14 protein-coding genes are annotated in these 19,046 nt (G+C 69.0%); 9 read left to right on the top strand and 5 right to left on the bottom strand.

Annotated elements, in window-relative coordinates; translation table 11 throughout:
* Genes M2351_RS44805 through M2351_RS44790 form a run of 4 tightly spaced genes read left to right on the top strand, consistent with a single transcriptional unit; the run spans position 1 to position 4,197 of the window.
* Entirely contained in the window at positions 1–1,686 is a 1,686-nt protein-coding gene (locus M2351_RS44805; protein ID WP_264662389.1) for an AMP-binding protein, read from the top strand.
* Positions 1,683–2,747 carry a methionine ABC transporter ATP-binding protein gene (locus M2351_RS44800; protein WP_264662388.1) on the top strand — a complete coding sequence of 355 codons (1,065 nt, stop codon included), beginning with the start codon at positions 1,683–1,685 and terminating at the stop codon, positions 2,745–2,747. The genes M2351_RS44805 and M2351_RS44800 overlap by 4 nt, the downstream gene beginning before the upstream one ends.
* Entirely contained in the window at positions 2,713–3,381 is a 669-nt protein-coding gene (locus M2351_RS44795) for a methionine ABC transporter permease (protein ID WP_209771482.1), read from the top strand. Before M2351_RS44800 ends, M2351_RS44795 begins: the two co-directional genes overlap by 35 nt.
* A 27-nt stretch (positions 3,382–3,408) precedes the next feature.
* Complete coding sequence (locus M2351_RS44790) at positions 3,409–4,197, top strand: MetQ/NlpA family ABC transporter substrate-binding protein (protein ID WP_264662387.1); 789 nt, start codon at positions 3,409–3,411, stop codon at positions 4,195–4,197.
* Positions 4,198–4,256: 59 nt separating this feature from the next.
* Here the strand turns inward: M2351_RS44790 and M2351_RS44785 are convergent, their stop codons facing one another.
* The 3 genes from M2351_RS44785 to M2351_RS44775 all read right to left on the bottom strand — a co-directional run bounded on the left by M2351_RS44785 (position 4,257) and on the right by M2351_RS44775 (position 8,267).
* Positions 4,257–4,664, bottom strand: coding sequence for a hypothetical protein (locus M2351_RS44785; protein WP_264662386.1), 408 nt, complete (start codon positions 4,662–4,664; stop codon positions 4,257–4,259).
* A 36-nt stretch (positions 4,665–4,700) separates the two neighbouring features.
* Complete coding sequence (locus tag M2351_RS44780; protein ID WP_264662385.1) at positions 4,701–5,993, bottom strand: pentapeptide repeat-containing protein; 1,293 nt, start codon at positions 5,991–5,993, stop codon at positions 4,701–4,703.
* A 105-nt stretch (positions 5,994–6,098) separates the two neighbouring features.
* Positions 6,099–8,267 (bottom strand): hybrid sensor histidine kinase/response regulator, encoded by a 2,169-nt coding sequence (locus tag M2351_RS44775; protein WP_264662384.1) that lies wholly within the window; start codon positions 8,265–8,267, stop codon positions 6,099–6,101.
* A 551-nt stretch (positions 8,268–8,818) separates the two neighbouring features.
* Here M2351_RS44775 and glgX point away from each other — a divergent pair.
* Positions 8,819–11,137, top strand: a complete 2,319-nt coding sequence (gene glgX, locus M2351_RS44770; RefSeq protein ID WP_264662383.1) for a glycogen debranching protein GlgX — start codon at positions 8,819–8,821, stop codon at positions 11,135–11,137.
* A gap of 152 nt (positions 11,138–11,289) precedes the next feature.
* A complete protein-coding gene (locus M2351_RS44765; RefSeq protein ID WP_264662382.1) occupies positions 11,290–11,475 on the top strand; it encodes a Nif11 family protein in 186 nt (61 codons plus the stop codon).
* Between the two features lie 40 nt (positions 11,476–11,515).
* On the opposite strand, the gene M2351_RS44760 is transcribed toward M2351_RS44765, so the two are convergent.
* The gene (locus tag M2351_RS44760) at positions 11,516–11,794 is read right to left on the bottom strand and encodes a cyclic nucleotide-binding domain-containing protein (RefSeq protein ID WP_209771495.1); all 279 of its coding nucleotides are present in this window, start codon (positions 11,792–11,794) and stop codon (positions 11,516–11,518) included.
* Between the two features lie 376 nt (positions 11,795–12,170).
* Between M2351_RS44760 and gpmA the strand changes: the two genes are divergently transcribed.
* On the top strand, positions 12,171–12,962 hold the full coding sequence (gene gpmA, locus M2351_RS44755; protein WP_264662381.1) for a 2,3-diphosphoglycerate-dependent phosphoglycerate mutase: 792 nt from the start codon (positions 12,171–12,173) through the stop codon (positions 12,960–12,962).
* A 159-nt stretch (positions 12,963–13,121) separates the two neighbouring features.
* Here the strand turns inward: gpmA and M2351_RS44750 are convergent, their stop codons facing one another.
* The gene (locus tag M2351_RS44750) at positions 13,122–15,395 is read right to left on the bottom strand and encodes a helicase-related protein (protein WP_264662380.1); all 2,274 of its coding nucleotides are present in this window, start codon (positions 15,393–15,395) and stop codon (positions 13,122–13,124) included.
* 560 nt (positions 15,396–15,955) lie between these two features.
* Here M2351_RS44750 and M2351_RS44745 point away from each other — a divergent pair.
* On the top strand, positions 15,956–16,663 hold the full coding sequence (locus M2351_RS44745; protein WP_264662379.1) for a WecB/TagA/CpsF family glycosyltransferase: 708 nt from the start codon (positions 15,956–15,958) through the stop codon (positions 16,661–16,663).
* Between the two features lie 3 nt (positions 16,664–16,666).
* On the top strand, positions 16,667–19,015 hold the full coding sequence (locus M2351_RS44740) for a GumC family protein (protein ID WP_264662378.1): 2,349 nt from the start codon (positions 16,667–16,669) through the stop codon (positions 19,013–19,015).
* Positions 19,016–19,046: the final 31 nt, after the last annotated feature.

Here is a 19,046-nt window from a genome sequence, read left to right as displayed (position 1 = left end):
ATGACCGCCCCGTTCCACCGCACCGCCTCGATCTTCGACCGCGACCTCGCACCCGGCCCCGCGAACCATGTGCCGCTCAGCCCGCTCAGTTTCCTGAAGCGCGCGGCCAAGGTGTATCCGGACAAGCCCGCCATCATCCACGGCCACCGGATCATCACCTACGCCGATTTCCGGGAACGGGTGCGGCGATTCGCGGGAGCACTGCTGGGCGCCGGGGTTGCCCGGGGCGACACCGTGTCGGTGCTGGCGCCCAACGTCCCGGCCCTGCTGGAGGCGCATTACGCCGTGCCGCTGGCCGGAGCGGTGCTGAACGCGCTGAACACCCGGCTGGACGCGGCGGCCGTCGCCTTCATCCTCGACCACAGCGAGACCAAGCTGCTTCTGGTGGACCGGGAACTGATCCCTGTCGCCAGGGAAGCGCTCTCCCGGACTGAACGCCCCATCACCGTTGTGGAGATCGCTGACGACTTGGCCCCGGACGCCCCGACCCTGGGCGCGGTGGAGTATGAGGACTTCCTCGCCGCCGCGGCCCCCGCTTCCTGGCACGGTCCGGACGAGGAATGGGGGGCGCTGGCGCTGAACTACACGTCGGGCACCACCGGCAACCCCAAGGGCGTCGTCTATCACCACCGCGGCGCCTACCTGAACGCGCTGGGCAACGCCTTCACCCTGAACGTCCGGCCGGACAGCGTCTATCTGTGGACGCTGCCCATGTTCCACTGCAACGGCTGGACCTACACCTGGGCGGTTACGGCGGCCGGCGGCACGCACGTCTGCCTGCGCCGGGTCGAGGCCGGAGCGATCTTCGACGCCATCGCGGAACACGGGGTAACCCACCTCTGCGGCGCGCCGATCGTGCTGAACATGCTGATCCACGCCCCGGCGGAGGTGCAGCGCCGGTTCGACCGCACCGTCACCGTCGGAACCGGCGGTGCCGCGCCGCCGTCAGCCGTGCTGTCCGGCATGAAGGCGATGGGCTTCGACGTCGTCCACATGTACGGCCTGACGGAGTGCTACGGCCCCGCCACCGTCTGCACCCCACAGGAGGGGTGGGACGATTTGGATGCCGACGCGCTGGCGCTCCAGGTCGCCCGGCAGGGGGTGAACCACATCGCGGTGGAGGACGCGACCGTCTTCGAGCGCGGCACCTCCCGCCCGGTCCCGGCCGACGGGGAGACCATCGGGGAGATCGCGCTGCGCGGCAACACGGTGATGAAGGGCTACCTTAAGAATCCCGCAGCCACGAAAGAGGCGCTGGAGGGCGGCTGGTTCCGCACAGGCGACCTGGGCGTTCTGCATCCCGACGGCTATATCGAGGTGAAGGACCGTTCCAAGGACATCATCATCTCCGGCGGCGAGAACATCTCGTCCCTGGAGGTGGAGGAGGCGTTGTACAAGCACCCCGCCGTGCTGGAGGCCGCCGTCGTGGCCCGCCCCGACGACCGCTGGGGCGAGAGCCCCTGCGCCTTCGTCACGCTGAAGCCCGCCCTGAAGCCCGGCGTGGAACGACCGTCAGAGCACGATATAATTCAGTGGTGCCGGGGGCGCATTGCGCACTACAAAGTGCCGCGCACCGTCGTTTTCAGCGACCTGCCGAAAACATCGACCGGAAAGATCCAGAAGACCGTCCTGCGCGACGCAGCCCGCGAACTGGGAACGCGTCGGGAGGCCCAGACCGTATTATGATCACGTTTGAACAGCTTCAGAAAACCTACCCCGCCCGCGGCACCGGCGCACCGGTGCAAGCGCTGGCCGACATCGACCTGACCGTCGAACGCGGCGAGATCTACGGCATCATCGGCCGATCCGGCGCCGGCAAGTCCACGCTGCTGCGCACGGTGAACCTGCTGGAGAAGCCGACCTCCGGCCGCGTGCTGGTCGACGGGGTGGACATGACCTCCCTGTCCGCGCGGGAGCTGCGCGAGGCGCGGCATTCCATCGGCATGATCTTCCAGCACTTCAACCTCCTGTCCTCGCGCACGGTGTTCGACAACGTGGCATTGCCGCTGGAACTGGCCGGCGTGGGCCGGGCGCAGATCCGCGAGGCGGTGGAGCCGTTGCTGGACCTCGTCGGGCTGACCGACAAGCGCGACCGCTACCCGGCGGAGCTGTCGGGCGGCCAGAAGCAACGCGTCGGCATCGCCCGCGCGCTGGCCAGCAAGCCGAAGGTGCTGCTGTCGGACGAGGCGACCTCCGCGCTCGACCCGGAGACGACGACCCAGATCCTCCACCTGCTGGCCGACATCAACAAGCGGCTCGGCCTGACCATCGTGCTGATCACGCACGAGATCGCGGTGATCAAGGAGATCTGCCACAAGGTGGCGGTGATGGAGGGCGGCCGGATCATCGAGCAGGGGCCGGTCTTCGACGTCTTCGCACACCCGAAGCACCCGACGACCCACACCTTCGTGGACCCGGTGATCAACCGCGGCATCCCCGACGCCCTGCGCGGGCGGCTGTCGGCGACGGAGGTGCCGGGGTCGAACATGGTGCTGCGCATCACCTTCACGGGCGAGCGCGCGACCTCCCCCGTCATCAGCGCGATCAGCCGCAAGATGAACCTGGACCTGAACATCTGGCACGGCCAGATCGACGAGATCCAGGGCGCGCCCTTCGGCACGCTGGTGGTGGAGGCCATCGGCAATCCGCAGTCCATCGAGGCGGCGATCAGCCTCCTGAAAGTCAACAAGCTCGGCGTCGAGGTGCTTGGTTATGCTGTCCCCGGAAATCTACGCGCTGCTGTTTAAGGCGCTGCTCGACACGCTGCAGATGGTGGCGGTGTCGGGCCTCCTGGGCACGGCGCTTGGCCTGCCCATCGGCGTTCTGCTGGCCGTCACCGGCCGCGGCGAACTGCTGCAGAACCTGACCTTCAACCGCGTCGTCGGCGCCGTCGTGAACATGACGCGCTCCACGCCCTTCATCATCCTGGTGGTGGCGATCATCCCCTTCACGCGGCTGGTCGCCGGCACCTCCATCGGCACCACCGCGGCCATCGTGCCGCTGACGGTCGCCGCCGTGCCCTTCATCGCCCGCATCGTCGAAGGCGCCGTGCGCGAGGTCGACCGCGGCCTGATCGAGGCGGCGCAGGCCATGGGCGCCACGCCTTTCCAGATCATCGTGAAGGTCCTGCTGCCGGAAGCCATGCCGGCCATCGCGCTGGGCCTGACCTTGTCGGTGGTCAGCCTGATCGGCTATTCCGCCATGGTCGGCGCGGTGGGCGGCGGCGGTCTCGGCGACCTCGGCATCCGCTACGGCTACCAGCGCTTCCTGCCGGAGGTGATGCTGGCCGTGGTGGTGGTGCTGATCGTGCTGGTGCAGATCGTGCAGTCCACGGGCGACTGGATCGCCCGGCGCGTCAACAAACGAAACCTGAAGTCCTAAGCCCAAAATAAGTCTGAGGAGTTGGAGATGCTGCGTTCCCGTGTGCTGGCCACCCTTGCCGGCATCGCGACCCTGGCCGCCGCCTTTGGCGCGTCGGCCGAAGCCCTGAAGATCGGCGTCACCCCCGGCCCGCACGGCCAGATCCTGGAAAAGGTGAAGCCGCTGGCCGCCAAGGAAGGGCTCGACCTGACGGTCCTGGAATTCTCCGACTACGTCATCCCGAACCAGGCCCTGGCCCAGGGCGACCTGGACGCCAACTCCTTCCAGCACCAGCCCTACCTGGACAACCAGGTGAAAGACCGCGGCTACGACCTCGTCAGCGTCGCCAAGACGGTCATCTTCCCCATGGGCGTCTATTCCAAGAAGGTGAAGAGCCTGGACGAGCTGGCCAACGGCGCCAAGGTGGCCGTGCCGAACGACCCGACCAACGGCGGCCGCGCCCTGCTGCTGCTCCAGGCCAAGGGCCTGATCAAGGTGAAGGAGAGTGCAGGCCTGAAGGCGTCGCCGCTCGACATCTCCGACAACCCGAAGAAGCTCCAGATCGTCGAGCTGGACGCCGCCCAGCTGCCGCGCTCGCTGGACGACGTGACCGTGGCGGTGATCAACACCAACTTCGCCATGGAAGCCGGCCTGGACCCGAACAAGGACGCGATCGCGCGCGAAGCCAGCGAGAGCCCCTACGCCAACGTCATCGCCGTCCGCAAGGCCGACAAGGACAAGCCCTGGGTCGCCAAGCTGGTGAAGGTCTACCAGAGCGACGAGATCAAGCAGTTCATCCAGGAGCGCTTCAAGGGCGCGGTCGTTCCCGCCTGGTAAGGCTTTGAGATCGCTTATGAAAGCCCCTCTTCCTCACGGGAGAGGGGCTTTCTTTTTGATCAGTTCATCATCCGCCAGGTGCCGTCCGGCTGCTGGCAGGCGGTTCCGTGGGTCGGCTGGGGAACGCCGCCGATCATCAGGGTCGTCTGGTACTCGCGGCAGAGCTGCCCGTTGCGCGCCGTGTAGGCCGGGCCGGCCGGGTTCACGCTAACGGGGCCCGGTTGCGGCTGGGTGAAGACCACCGCGGGCGGCGGGGCCGGCTCGTAGTAGACAACCGGCGGCGGGGCGACGTAGACGGGCGGCGGCGGGTAGTAATAGTGGTGCGGCGGCGGGTAGGCCGGCCACACCGGCCCGACGCCGACATAGACGGACGTCCGCGCCTCGGCCACGCCGGACACGGCGAGCATCGCCGCCAGCGCCAAGCCGCACGCAATTCCAACGCGCCTAAATCCAAAATGACCGGACATGGTCACCCTCCGCTCAACGACGCGGGATCTATACGCCTAAAGTTTCAACCCCGCCACACCGTCGAGGATGACCCCGTCCATCAGCGCCTTGCGTTCCAGCTTGGCGCCGAACAGCCGGGCGTTGGTCAGGTCCGCCTTGGTCAGGTCGCAGCCGATCAGGTTGGCGAAGGACAGGTCGGCCCCCGTCAGGGTCACGTCGCGCAGGCAGGAGCCGCGCAGGTCGGCGTAGCGCAGCCGCGCGCCCGTGAGATCCGACCGCATCGACCGCTTCTCGTCGAAATAGAGCGGGCGCATGTTCACGGTGCGCAGGTCGGCGTTGTTCAGCTTGGCGTTCTTCAGGTTGATGCCCCGCAGGTCGCCGCCCTGCAGCTTCGCGACGCGCAGATCGGCGCTCTCCAGCACCGCCGCCTGCAGTTGCACGTTGGTCAGGTCGAGGCCGTAGAGCGTCGCCCCCACCGCCCGCAGCATGGTCAGGCAGTTGTGCGCCAGCGACGGCGCGTGGCGCAGGTCGAAGCCCGACAGGTCGAGCGCCGCACCCTGGGCGCCGCCGGTGCCGACCCACAGGATGTGCTCGCGGAGCAGATCCTCCAGCGGCCGGCCGAGGTCCGCGACGACCCGCCCGACCGGATCGTCGGTCAGCGCCTCCTCCATGTCGGCGTCGGTCATGTCCGTCATGGTGAGCGACGCGCCGGTCAGCACGGCGCCGCGCAGGCAGGCCCCGCGCAGGTCGGCGCCCGACAGGTCGGCGCCTTCCAGGTTGGAACCGCTGAAGTTGGCGCCGCGCATGGTGGCGCGCACCAGCTTGCAGCCCTTCATCACCGCGTCGGTGAAGTCGGTGTGGATGGCCATGGCGCCGGACAGGCGCGCGTTGGTCAGGTTGGCGCCCGACAGGTCGGCGCCGGTCGCCTCCGCCGGCTGCGCCTCCACCTGGATCATGCGCAGGCTGCCGTCGCGGTCCTTTTCCGCCAGCGAGCCGTCGCGCAGGTCGGATTCGAACAGGTTGGCACCGACCAGGATCGCGCCGCGCAGGCAGGCGCCGCGCAGGTCCGTCTTGATCAGACTGGCGTTTTCCAGATTGGCTTGGCGCAGGTCGGTCGCGAACATCGCGGCGCAGTCGAGCCGGGCCCCGCCCAGGTTCGTGCCGCGCAAGCAGGCGCCGACGAAATCCGCGTGCGCAAGGTCGCGCCCCGACAGATCCAGCCCGCTGATGTCGAAGAAGGACAGTATCGCCCGCGCCCCGCCGAAGCGCGCGTTCCGGAACATCTCGTGCCGCCGGACCACGGCGTCGAGCTGCGATTGATCGAGGCGGGTGAGTGGACGCTGCTGCATGGGCCGTGTACGCCTCCGGTCACGACCTGAGCTTAGCCTTAACGTCCTTCAAGAATCATTAATGCTCGTAACTTTTGGGTTACGAACCGATGGGGCGGCAGCGGTTCACGCCGCCGTCTGCTGGGCGTGGCGCGGGGTGCCGCGCTCCGCCGCCACGGCGTTCAGGGCGTCGCGCAGCACGTCGGGGGTGAAGGGCTTGTGCAGCAGGCGGCAACCCACCGCCACCGCCTCGCGGATGCGCTCGGGCGCCGTGTCGCCGGTCAGGATGATGCCGGGGATGGGATGGCCGGCCAGCTCGCCGGCGCGGGTGACGGTGTCGGCACCGGTCATGGCGCCCGGCAGGCGGAAGTCGGTGAGGATCACGTCGGGGCAGCGCGGCGCCCCGCGCAGGGCATCGAGCGCCGCAGGGCCGTCCACCGCCGCCAGAACCTGATGGCCCCAGCTTTCCAGCAGCAGCTGCATGCCGGCGCGCTGAACCGGATCGTCCTCCACCACCAGGATCAGCCGTGCCGCCTTCGCGTCGGCGGCGTGACCCGCGACGGGCAGGGACGCCGGCTCCTCCTTCGGCTCGCTGGCGGCAATCGGGACCATGATGGAGAAGACCGACCCCTGGCCAAGCCGCGAGCGCACCTCCACAGCGTGGCCGAGCAGCGCCGCCTTGCGCCGGACCTTGGACAGACCGAGGCCGAGGCCGCGGCGCCGGTCGCGCTCCGGATTGCCGAGTTGGACGAAGTCCTCGAAGATCGCGTCCAGCTGTTCGGCCGGGATACCGGCGCCGGTGTCCCACACCTCGATGCGCAGCCACTGCCCGCGCCGCCGGCAGCCGACCACCACGCCGCCCATCGGCGTGTAGGACAGGGCGTTGCGCACGAGGTCGCGCAGCATGCGCGTCAGCAGGGCCGCGTCGGTCCGGACCAAGGCGTCGCAGGGACGGAACCGCAGCGCCAGCCCCTTCTCCGCCGCCGCCGCGCGGAACTCCGTCGCCACGGAGTCCAGCACCGTCGCGACCGGCACGTCGGCGATGTTCGGGCGCACCACGCCGGCGTCCAGGGTCGCGACCTCCAGCAGCGAGTGCAAAAGCTTTTCCCCGCTGTCCAGCGCCTCGCCCATCTTGTCGGCGATGGAGCGGTCGCGCGCGTCCTTCAGCCGTTCCATCAGCAGATGGTGGAACAGGCGCAACGCCTGGAAGGGCTGGCGCAGGTCGTGGTTGGCGGCGGATAGGAAACGCGCTTTGGCCTGGTTGGCGCGTTCCTTCTCGGCCAGCGCGCGGACGAGTTTCTGGTTCAGCGACCGCAGGTCGGCGGTGCGCTCGTCGACGCGCTGTTCCAGCCGGGCGTTGGCGTCGCGCAGGGCGTTGCGCGTCTCCTCCTCCCGCCGCAGGCTGGCCCAACCGAGCCACGCGAGGCCGAGCATCGCCAGGAAGCTGACGCCGACCACAGACAATCCCTGCTTCAGGCGGATGACCCAGGGGGCGAGCACCACCTCGCGCGGCAGGGCCACCGCTGCGACCGCCGGGAAGGCCTGCATGCGCTTCAGCCCGATCACCGTCCGTTGCCCGCCGACCAGCCAGTCGTGATCGCCCCCGCCGGACTCCGGCTCCATGCGCGGCAGCGGTCCGAGATCGGAAGGACCGACGCCGGCCAGCCGCGCGCCGTCCGTGCGGAACACGCCGGCGAAGCGGTGCGCCCCGTCGCCGAACACGTTCAGCACCGTGGACAGGTTCGCCTCCGGCAACGCGAGCAGGACGGCGCCATCCACCCGGCCGAGGCGGTCGCGCAGCCGGCGCGCCAGGACGATGGACTCTGCTCCGTCCGCCCGACCGTGGAGCATCAGGACACCCCCGGCGGCGCCCCCCGTGTCCGCGGCAAGGTCGCTGCCCAGCGCGGCGTCCAGGCCGCTGCCGTCCAGCGCGATGGTCGGCCCGAAAACGGTCCGCCCGCCGGCGTCGACGATCGACAGCGCGCCCCGCGATGACACGGCCAGCGCCTCGCCGAGCGCCTGCTCGGCCAGCACGGACAGCCCGCCGTCCCTCATCCGGTCGGCGACGCGGGCGACCGCCCCGACGCCGCCCTCCAGCATCGCCGTCGCGTGCCCTTCGAGCAGTGCGGCCATCTGGCGGGCGTCGCGTTCGGCGCGGTTCAGCGTGTCGACATAGTCGAACAGGGTCAGCGCGCCCCAGGCCATTGCGCCCAGCAACGTCACAGACGCGACGATGCCGGCCAGGACGGCCTTGGGGTGAAAGTTCAGCAGGGCGCGGACGGAAAGGCGAAGCATGGGCGCAAACAATGCAGAGGGGCTTGCCCCGCGACGGGTCGCGGGAAAGCCGTTTCAACAGGCCGGGTCATGAGCCGGACGGCATCAAGCCAGACAGCATCACGCCACACGGGGACGACCGTGCGCGAGGGCCGTGCGCGACGGCGCTACAGCCGAAGAGCCGGCAACCGGTTGCGACGTTGAACATACCCACCGGTTCCGTGAGCACATTCACAATGCTGGATTGCCGAATGCCGCCACCGCTCGTCAGGGCAAGAAGTTTCTTCCATTCAGCACCTGCATATCACGTCAATACTGCACGTCTCGAAGCGCGATATCCCACCAATATTTTATGTTTATTTGCTTGCGCGGATCATAGCACGGGGCCCCTATCGGCGCGACCTGCCATGACGACTATGACCATGCTCATAACGGCCTTACACCTTGGATGAATCGACGCTGCCCCCGCGAAGCACAGAACGCAACGCGCCAGGGATCACCGGACGGCTTCGCGCGTTCTTGTGTCGCCGCAAGCTTCACAGACGCCGACAACCGCCGAAAAGAGGTTCGCCTTGAAGAAACCGCCCTTTGCCTCGCAGGTTATCCGCCATTCCCGCATCCGGGAGGGACTCCCCTACCCGCTCGGCGCCACCTGGGACGGGCTGGGCGTCAATTTCGCCCTGTTCTCGGCGAACGCGACCAAGGTTGAGCTGTGCCTGTTCGATCCGGAAGGCCGCCGGGAGCTGGAGCGCGTCGAGTTGCCGGAGTACACCGACGAGGTGTGGCACGGCTATCTGCCGGACGCGCGGCCCGGCACGGTCTACGGCTACCGCGTGCATGGGCCCTACGAGCCCCGGGCGGGGCATCGCTTCAACCCCAACAAGCTGCTGCTCGACCCCTACGCCAAGCACCTGATCGGGCCGCTGCGCTGGTCGGACGCGCATTTCGGCTACCGCGTCGGCTCCCCCCGCGGCGACCTGTCCTTCGACCGCCGCGACAGCGCGCCCGGCATGCCGAAATGCGTGGTGATCGACCCAGCCTTCACTTGGGGCCAGGACCGCGCGCCGGCCATCCCGTGGGAGCGCACGATCGTCTATGAGACCCACGTGCGCGGCTACACGATGCGCCACCCCGCCGTGCCGCCGCAGCACCGTGGCACCTTCGCCGGGCTCGCCCAGCACGAGGTGGTGGAGTACATCCGCTCGCTGGGCGTCACGGCCGTGGAGCTTCTGCCGCCGCACGCCTTCGTGGACGACCGGTACCTGCTGGAAAAGGGGCTGCGGAACTACTGGGGCTACAACACGATCTCCTTCTTCGCGCCCGACCCGCGCTATCTGGCGACCGGCGCCATCAACGAGTTCAAGGAGATGATCGCCCGCCTGCACGACGCCGGCATCGAGGTGATCCTGGACGTCGTCTACAACCACACGGCGGAAGGCAACGAGATGGGGCCGACCCTCTCGTTCAAGGGCATCGACAACGCCTCCTACTACCGGCTGGCGCCGGATCCGCGCTATTACATCAACGACACCGGCACCGGGAACACGCTGAACCTCACGCACTCCCGCGTCCTGCAGATGGTCACCGACAGCTTGCGCTATTGGGTGACCGAGATGCATGTGGACGGGTTCCGCTTCGACCTCGCCACCATCCTGGCGCGCGAGACCTACGGCTTCGACCACAGCGGCGGCTTCCTGGACGCCTGTCGCCAAGACCCGGTGCTGTCCCGCGTCAAGCTGATCGCCGAGCCCTGGGACTGCGGCCCCGGCGGCTATCAGGTCGGCGGCTTCCCGCCGGGCTGGGCGGAGTGGAACGACAAGTTCCGCGACACCGTCCGCGCCTTCTGGAAGGGCGACGAGGGCAAGTTGCCGGAGATGGCGACGCGCATGGCGGCGTCCGCCGACGTGTTCAACCGCCGCGGCCGCAAACCCTGGGCCAGCGTCAACTTCGTCACGGCGCACGACGGCTTCACGCTGAACGACCTCGTCTCCTACAACGACAAGCACAACGAGGCGAACGGCGAGGACAACCGCGACGGCCATTCCCACAACATCTCCTGGAACCACGGCGCCGAGGGGCCGACCGACGATCCGGAGATCAAGGCGCTGCGCTTCCGCCAGATGCGCAACCTGCTGGGAACGCTGCTGCTGTCGCAGGGCACGCCGATGATCCTGGCCGGCGACGAGTTCGCGCGGACCCAGCACGGCAACAACAACGCCTATTGCCAGGACAACGAGATCGGCTGGATCGACTGGGAGAACATCGACGAGGACGGGCTGGCCCTGACCGACTTCGTCCGCCACCTGATCGGCCTGCGCCAGAGCCACCCGCTGCTGCGCCGCGGCCGTTTCTTCACCGGCGCCTACAACCCCGACCTGGACGTCAAGGACGTCACCTGGATCACCCCGGCTGGCGTCGAGAAGACGACCGAGCAGTGGCAGGACCCCATGGCCCGCTGCCTGGGCATGCTGCTGGACGGGCGGGCGCAGGCGACCGGTATCAAGAAGGTGGCGGCCGACGCCACGCTCCTGCTGATCATCAACTCCTACCACGACGTGGTGCCGTTCACGCTGCCTGAGGTCGTGGGCGGGCACCAATGGCTTCGCCTGGTCGACACGACGGAGCCGGAGCGGGTGGAGATCTCCACCGCCGGCACGGGCGACGAGATCCCGGTCAGCGGGCGGTCGCTGCTGCTGTTCGAGCTGATCCCGGACCGGCGTTCCGAAAGCTCGCTGCGGGCCGCGGCCCGCGCCCTGCGCAGCGCGGCGGAAGGGGCGGCGGCCGATGCGAAGGCCGAGGTGGTAGCCGGGGAACCGGTTCAGCCCGCCGACGCCTCCGCGGACGCTCCCACCGAGTCCGCCCCGGAACCGGCCAACCAATCGGGCGAGTGACCGCATCGATGCGGCGTTGACGTGAAGGGATGCGGCGTCTCGCCGCATCTCCTCGCCGCCGAGAAAGATATAATTTTATGAAAATCCTTTCTGTCGGCGAGGCCCATGGTTACGCGTCGCGCCGACGCAACCGTCCGTCAGGGGCGCCGCCGATGGCTCAGGGCACCTACATCCGCTTCCTCGTGGCGACCATGGCCGACCCGGCCCTGCAAGCGGCGATGAAGCGCGTCTCGCGGGATCTGCTGACCCCGGCGGATTTGGTCGTCTTCGCGGAAGAACACGGCTACCGGTTTGCCGAAGAGGACATTCCCTTGGAGGCCGCGCAATCGGCGGCCTGATCCCCCTGAACGGGCCGTCCTGAAGGTGCGGGAGCCCCCGTCAGGCGCGGCTGCCTTCCAGCTCCGGGTTGAGGCGGAAGGTGATGGCGCGGCCGAGCTTGGAGTCGCGCAGCAGGATCTGCTTGGTCTCCAGCAGCTTGATGGCCCGGTTGACGTTGGGCCGCTGCATGCCGAGCGCGTCCGCGAGTTCGGACTGCAGCACCGGCACCGGGCGGTCGAAGTGGAGCCGCCGGCTCAGGTAGGTAAACACGCGAAGCGCTTCCAGGGTGATGTCGCGGTCGGTCGATACGGCCCTGGAGAGGAAGTCATGGTGCTGCATGGCGGCCTCGGTACTTGGCTTGCACGGCATCGCAGTGCGATTGAGACACTTTACGGCTGTGCGCCGGGCTTCGGCCCGGCACGTCCCCCCATTGCGGAAACCCGCGCGGCGCAACGTTCCGAAACCGTCCCGTCGTCCGGTCCGGCACCCGCATCGCGTTTGGTTTCGCTGGAAGAAAAGATTACCGCCCTATTGTTGTCTGAATGTGTCTCGACTGTTTCGTCCCTGACATAAAACACGTTTTGCGCAAGTGGGCCGAAACACTTTCCCGCGAAACACTTTCTCCCGGAACCCTTCCCCCTTCGCGACCGTTGCGTCGGGACGGGCGCCGCCCCCGTCACTGGCGAACAGACGGCATGGAAGGGAGGAACGGGCGATGCATCGACTCGTGCTGCTCCGGCATGGCCAGAGCGTCTGGAACCGCGAGGACCTGTTCACGGGCTGGACCGATGTGGACCTGACCGACCAGGGCGTCGCCGAGTCCCGGCACGCCGCCAGCCTCCTGCGCCAAGCGGGCGTCGACTTCGACGTGGCCTTCACCTCCGTCCTGAAGCGGGCCATCAAGACGCTGGACATCGTGCTGGAGGACATGGACCGCCTATGGCTGCCGGTGCACAAGCACTGGCGCCTGAACGAACGCCATTACGGCGCGCTCCAGGGCCTGAACAAGACGGAGACGGCGGCTCGGCACGGCGCCGACCAGGTGTTCCTCTGGCGGCGAAGCTGGGACATCCCGCCCCCGCCCGTCGAGCCGGACGACCCGCGCTCAGCCGTCTCCGACCGGCGCTACGCCGGGCTGGACCGCGCCAACCTGCCGCGCGGCGAAAGCCTGAAGGACACGACGGAGCGCGTGATCCCCTTCTGGCGGGAAGGCATCGTCCCCGCCCTCCGGCTGGGCGCCCGGGTGCTGGTGGCCGCGCACGGCAACAGCCTGCGCGGATTGGTCAAGCACCTGGACAACGTCCCCGACCAGGACATCCCGCTGTTCGAAATCCCGACCAGCCGCCCACTGGTCTACGAGCTGGACAGCGGCCTCGTCCCCATGCGCCGCTATTTCCTGACGGATGACGGCGGGCAGGAGGAGATCACCTGGCCGGAGCGGAGTGGGCCGGAGCGGAGTGGGCCGGAGCGGAGTGGGCCGGAGCGGAGCGGGAGCGCGGCGGCGTAGGTTGTTGTTGGAAGTGATTTGTCGCACCCCCACCCCGACCCTCCCCCGCTGGGCGGGGGAGGGAGATTGGCTTCGCGGGAGGGGCGGCGGCAGTCCCCTCCCCCGCCCAGCGGGGGAGGGTTAGGGTGGGGGCCTAACGACGGCGCTTAAATCCTTATCTCACGCCCCCGTCGGCCGCCGCCCCCGATGCCCCGCCCCACCCTTCCCGCGCTTCTTGCCGGGGACCGGGTGGTGGAAATGCGGATGGCCGCTTGAGGGCTGCGTCGGCGCGCCGTCCGCCGGCGCCGGTCCGCCGCGGCCGTTGCGGCGCGGACCGCCCCGGCGCTCCTGCCGCTCCTCGACACGGCCGGCGTAGCAGTTGTCGCAGACGCGGAAACGGTGGTTGGCCTTCAGCCGCGTGCCGCAGACCGGGCAGGCGCGGGCGAGCGAGCGTTCCGCCAGGGTCCGCTCGATGAAGGCGTTCAGCATGGCCCGGCGCTCCTGGCACAGGTCCATCTCCGGGTAGGAGTCCGGGAAACGGTAGGCCAGCCAAGCGTAGGCGGTCAGCTCCTTCACGGCCCGCTCGGCCCGCTCCAGTTCCACGTCGGTGCCGACGCGGTGGTGGAAACGCTCCGCCTCGGTCGGGGCGGGGTTGGGCATGCCCTTGCCCTGGTTGATCGCCCAGCGGGCGAGCAGCAGCAGGTTGTTCTTGTCGCGCACATCGATGGGGCAGCGCGCCAGCATGTCGCGCTGGGCCAGCGGCAGCTTCGCCTTGTCCACCGCGGCGGCGGCCTGGATGCGCTGTTCCAGGTCGGTCATGCGGAAGGTCTGGTTGGCGCGCAGCAGCTCCTGCCCGGCGGTGCGCAGCACCTTGGCGAGGCTGTCGGTGTCCAGCTCCCGCGCGATGGCCTCCACATGGGTCAGGTTGGGGCTGATCCAGGCGCGTGGGTCTTCCGGCGGCTTGGGCGGGGTGGTCAGCGCCCGGCGCACCGGGTTGATGTTCTCGCCCTCCAGCACCGCGACGCGCCCTTCCTCGTGCATGCCGAAGCGGCCGGCACGCCCGCCGATCTGGCGGATTTCCGACGAGGTAAGCTCGCGCTCCTCCCTCCCGTCGAACTTGCGGGTGGTGGACAGCACCACGCGCGCCACCGGCAAGTTGAGGCCCATGCCGATGGCGTCGGTCGCCACCAGCACGTCGGCCGAGCCCTCGCGGAAGCGCCGCGCCTCGGCCCGCCGCACCTCCGGCGACAGGGCGCCGTAGATCACCGCGACCGTGTGGTCGCGGGCCAGCAGGTCGCGCCGCAGCCCCATCACGTCCTTGCGCGAGAAGGCGATGACCGCGTCGCCCCGGCGCACGTTGGCGAGCGGCACCCGCTCTTCCTGGATGCGCAGCGGCGACTTGCGGGTGAACTCCACGACCTCCAGCTCCTCGCCCAGCGCGGTGGCGAGCCGCTGGACGTAGGGGATGGCGTCGGCGGAGCCGGTCATCAGGATCTCCGGCGCCGCGACGCCGGCCACCGCCTGGGTCCAGGCCCAGCCGCGGTCGGGGTCGCCGATCATCTGGATCTCGTCGATGACGCAGGCGCCCCACACCTTGCCGGTGTTGACCATCTCGATGGTGGAGGACGTGAAGGCCGCCCCCGGCCGCACGTCGCGTTCCTCGCCGGTGACGAGGCTGCACGGGCGCCCGCGGGTCTCCAGCGCCTCCTGCCCTTCCAGCGCCAGCAGACGCAGCGGGGCGAGGTAGCAGCCGCTCTCCGCCTCGGCCAGCCGGTCCATGGCGGCGTGGGTCTTGCCGGAGTTGGTGGGCCCGACGAACAGGCGCAGCTTGCGCACCATGGCGCGCGCCGTGGCGAAGCTGTCGAGATAGACGCCGAGGCCAGACGCGTTCTCCAGCCGCTCCCGCCGCACCTTCAGGCCGGCGCGGGCGGCGGCGGTGGAGAAGGCCTCCTCCAGCGCGTCGAGCAGCGCCTGGAGGCGCGGGATGCGCCCGCCGAAGCCGATGACGCGGCCAAGATCGTCGGCGAAGCCCTTGGGCCGCCAGGACTCGCCGAAGCCCTCCGCCCGCTTGGCCATGGAGGCGAACCAGCCGTCGACGCGCCCGCGTGCCTTCTCGACGGCCGGCGAGCTGAGCCCGGCGGCCTTGACCTTCTTGCCCAGCGCCCGGGCCTGCGGACGGCCGAAGCCCTCCTCCGACGTCATCAGGCCCCACAGCTCGGCCTCGATGTCCGGAAGCGGGCCGAGCGCGACGCGGAAGCGCAGCTTCAGCTTGCGGTCGGTGCCGGGAACCACGACCTCGTGCACCACGGCGATCGACCAGCGGGCCGGCGTGCTGTCGGCGTCCACCTCGAAGCCGTCGCCGCGCACCACGGCGGCGATGGCGCGCAGAGCGTCGCGCCGGTCGAACTCGTCCGCGGTTCCGGGCTGGCGGGGTGTGGTTTCGTCGTCGCTCATCAGGATCTTCTTGTTGTCGTTCGTTGTCGCCGGGCGCCCACCGCGACCGTTCGCCGCTACGGATTCACGGAAAACCCGCGAAGCGCACAGCTCGAATTTTGGAACAGCGCCGGGGTGAACCCGGCACGGCGAGGACGTCGATCCCCCATCTGCACACCGGTAACCAGCAGGCGTACCTATATGGGCGGAGCCGTTTTTTACCGCAAGCCGATTCCGTGGTCCCCCGGCAAGGCCGGGCTAATTCGCCTGTCCTGCCCTTTCGCCGTTCCCACCGCTGCGAAAAAGGGGCGTCGCCAGCCACATAGATCGACGTTGCGCTGCGTTCCTCCATCAAAGGGGGTAATCGTTCGCGCAGTTCGGCGGGCTGCTCCAATCGGACGGGTTAGTAAGCATTACCGTCTGACCGGGCCGTATCCCGTCATGCATCATCGGTGCGGTGACAGCGCATTGAATTGTCGCTACGCAAAATTGTTTAGGAGATCTGCATGCCGAGCCCTCGTGAAGTCCTGGCACTGATCGAGAGAATACGGTGCATTTCAAGCGAAGAAGAGCGTCACGCCTTGCTGGATTCCTTGGCAGCCGTGGAACGGCCGACCGTACTGTCGTTCATCAACGCCCACGGCGTGAACCTCTGCGCGCGGTCGGCGCCGGCGCTGACGGCCTTCCGGTCGTCGGACGTCCTGCTGCGCGACGGCGTGGCGCTGGAACTGGCACTGCCCCGGCTGGATTTGCCAGCCGGCTTCAACATGAACGGCACCGACTTCATCCCCTTGCTGCTCCGCACCTCCCCCCCGCGGAAGGTGGCGGTCTACGGCACGGCGGACCCGTGGCTGGAGCGCGGCGTCGAGCGGCTGAAGGCCGGCACGCCGCACCGCTACGTCGACACCCAGCACGGCTTCCACCCCGTGGAGCACTACATCGAGCGCGCCCGGGAGCACCGGCCCGACATCATCCTCCTCGCCATGGGCATGCCCCGGCAGGAGGAGATCGCCGTGCAGCTGAAGCGCGCGCTCGACCATCCCGTTTTGATTGTGAACGGGGGTGCCATCGTCGATTTCCTCGCCGGAAGGTTTGCGCGCGCCCCCGCGTACATTCAGCGCCTGGGTCTCGAATGGGCGTTCCGCCTGGCCCAGGAGCCCCGTCGCCTGTTCCGCCGCTACTGCGTCGGGGCCTTTGGCTTTGCCCACAATGTCCTGCTTATGCGCCGTGCCGCCGCCTCGCGTTCGTCCAGCGCCCCAGCACCAGCGCCCATGCATAAGGAGCTTTGAGAAGTGGAAAACCTGCCCCAGATCAACCACGGCGGTCCGCCGGTCCCGGCTTGGCCCGCCGTTCCCGGCCCGGCCGCCCGCGCCGAGTTCGAGGGTCAGACGCCGTCCATGGGCCCGGACTTCCGGTTCATCCTGCGGGTGCTGGGCAGCCACAAGTGGCTGATCGCCTGCATCGTGGTGGTGTTGACGGGCCTGTCGGCGCTCGGCGTGTCGACGCTGAAGGACCAGTACACCTCCGAAGCCCTTCTGCTGGTGGACAACCGCCAGGTGCGCATCGTGCGTGAGGTGGACCAGGTGGTCGGCTCCATCCCCACGGAGGACGCCGCCATCCTGAGCGAGATCGAGATCCTGAAGTCGCAGCAGGTGCTGGGTCAGGTGGTGAACGATCTCCAGCTCACCAAGCATCCGGAATTCAACCCGCCGGCGCAGGAAGACGAAACCCTGCCGCTCGTCGAGCGTGCGGTGGCCTACGGCCGCGACCTCGCCGGCCGGGTCTGGGGCGACCACCCGCCGGGCCCGGTGGCCTGGATGCTGAGCCACGGCGACGAGATGGCGCAGGACATCCGGACCCGCGAGGCGCACGCGGCGCTGGGCAACGACCAGATCATCGCCCGCATCCACCGCAAGCTGGACGTCGCCATCGTCGGCCGGTCGCGCGTGATCCAGGTGCGCTTCACGTCGAAGGAGCCGCAGCTGAGCCGCGACGTGGTGGACGGCATCGTCCGCCGCTACATGGAAACCCGCCAGCAGATGGACCGGGACCTGTCGACCAGCGCGATCTCCTGGCTGCAGGACCGCATCACCACCCTGCGCAAGGAAGTGGCCGAGGCCGACCAGAAGGTCGAGACGGCCCGCGTCAAGGGCGGCCTGCTGAAGGGCGGCACCGGCCTGATGGCGCAGAACGAGCTTGAGCAGACCCGCCTGCGCCTGGCCGAGGCCTCGGCCATCCGCGCCCGCTCGGTCGCCCAGGCCGACGCGCTGGAGCGCAACCTGAAGGCCGGCAACTGGAACGCCATCGGCGGCAGCATCGCCTCGCCGGTCGTTGCCCAGCTCCGCGCCACGGTGGCGGCGATCTCCACCGAGATGGCCCAGCTGTCCCGCCAGTACGGCCCCAAGCACCCGCGCATCCTCGAACTGCAGGGCCGCCTGAACGAGGCGAACTCCTCGCTCCAGCAGGAAATCCGCCGCGAGATCAACGGCGTCCGCGAGGCCGCCCAGGTCTCCGTGGAACAGGAAAACGCCCTGAAGACCATGATCGGCCGCATGGAGGGCAGCTACGCCACCATGCAGGAAAGCGCGATCCCGCTGCGCACGCTGGAATCCGAGGCGACGGCCAAGCGCCAGCTCCTCGACAGCCTGCTCGGCCGCCTGGAAGAGGTCGAGGCCCAGAAGGACAGCCGTGCCTTCCCGGCCGCCGTCAAGCTGGTGTCGGCGCCGCAGGTCCCGCACGAGCCGTCGGGTCCGTTCCGCATCCTCCTGCTGCTGGCCGGCTTCTTCGCCTCGCTCGCGCTCGCCGTCTTCTCGGTCTTCGGTCTGGAGCTTCTCCAGCGCCACGTCCACACCCCGGATGCCGTCCGCCGCATCCTGGGCGTCGGCACCGTCCACATCGTGCCGCACCAGAGCGACCGCGGCGCCCGGGGGCGGCTCTACAAGGTCTTCCAGCGCCATCCCTTCTCGCTGTTCAGCGAATCGCTCCGCGCCCTGTTCCGCAACCATCTGGCGGACCTCGGCCCGGTCGGCTCCCTGGCGGTGACCTCGGCCCGCCCGCAGGACGGCAAGACCTCGCTCAGCCTCGCCGTGGCGCAGGTGGCGAGCCAGGCCGGACGCCGCGTGGTCGTGGTGGACACCGACTTCCGCCGGTCGCGCATCGACGGCCTGTTCGACCTGTCCGCCAAGAAGGGCCTGTCCGACTGGATCGCCGGTGAGGCCATGCTGGACGAGATCGTCCACGTCTCCGACGACGTGCCCTTCGCGATGGTCCCGGCGGGCAAGCTGAACTCCACCACGCTGGACCGCTTCAACGTCGACTGCCTGGTGCAGCTGATGGCCGGCCTGTCGCCCAGCTTCGACCTGGTGGTGTTCGACACCGCCCCGGCGCTGGCGGTGTCCGACGCCCGCATCGTCTGCGGCGCGGCCTCCAAGGTCCTGTTCGTCACCCGCTGGGGCCACACCACGGCCAGCGACCTGCACGCGGTGGCGGACCTCGGCCCGATCGATCACGACAAGTTCGTGTGCGTGATGACCGACGTGAACCTGAAGAAGGCCGCCAGCAAGGGCTACCAGGGTCCGTACAACAGCTACGTCGCGACCCGGAAGTACTACGGCAACCCGACCATGCGGGCCACGTCGTAACCAACACCCCGCAAGCCCCTCTCTCCTGGTG

This window comes from Azospirillum canadense, assembly GCF_025961225.1.
Lineage (GTDB): Bacteria > Pseudomonadota > Alphaproteobacteria > Azospirillales > Azospirillaceae > Azospirillum > Azospirillum canadense.
The sequence above is the reverse complement of the archived record's forward strand: the minus strand, read 5'-3'. Positions and strand labels throughout refer to the sequence as shown.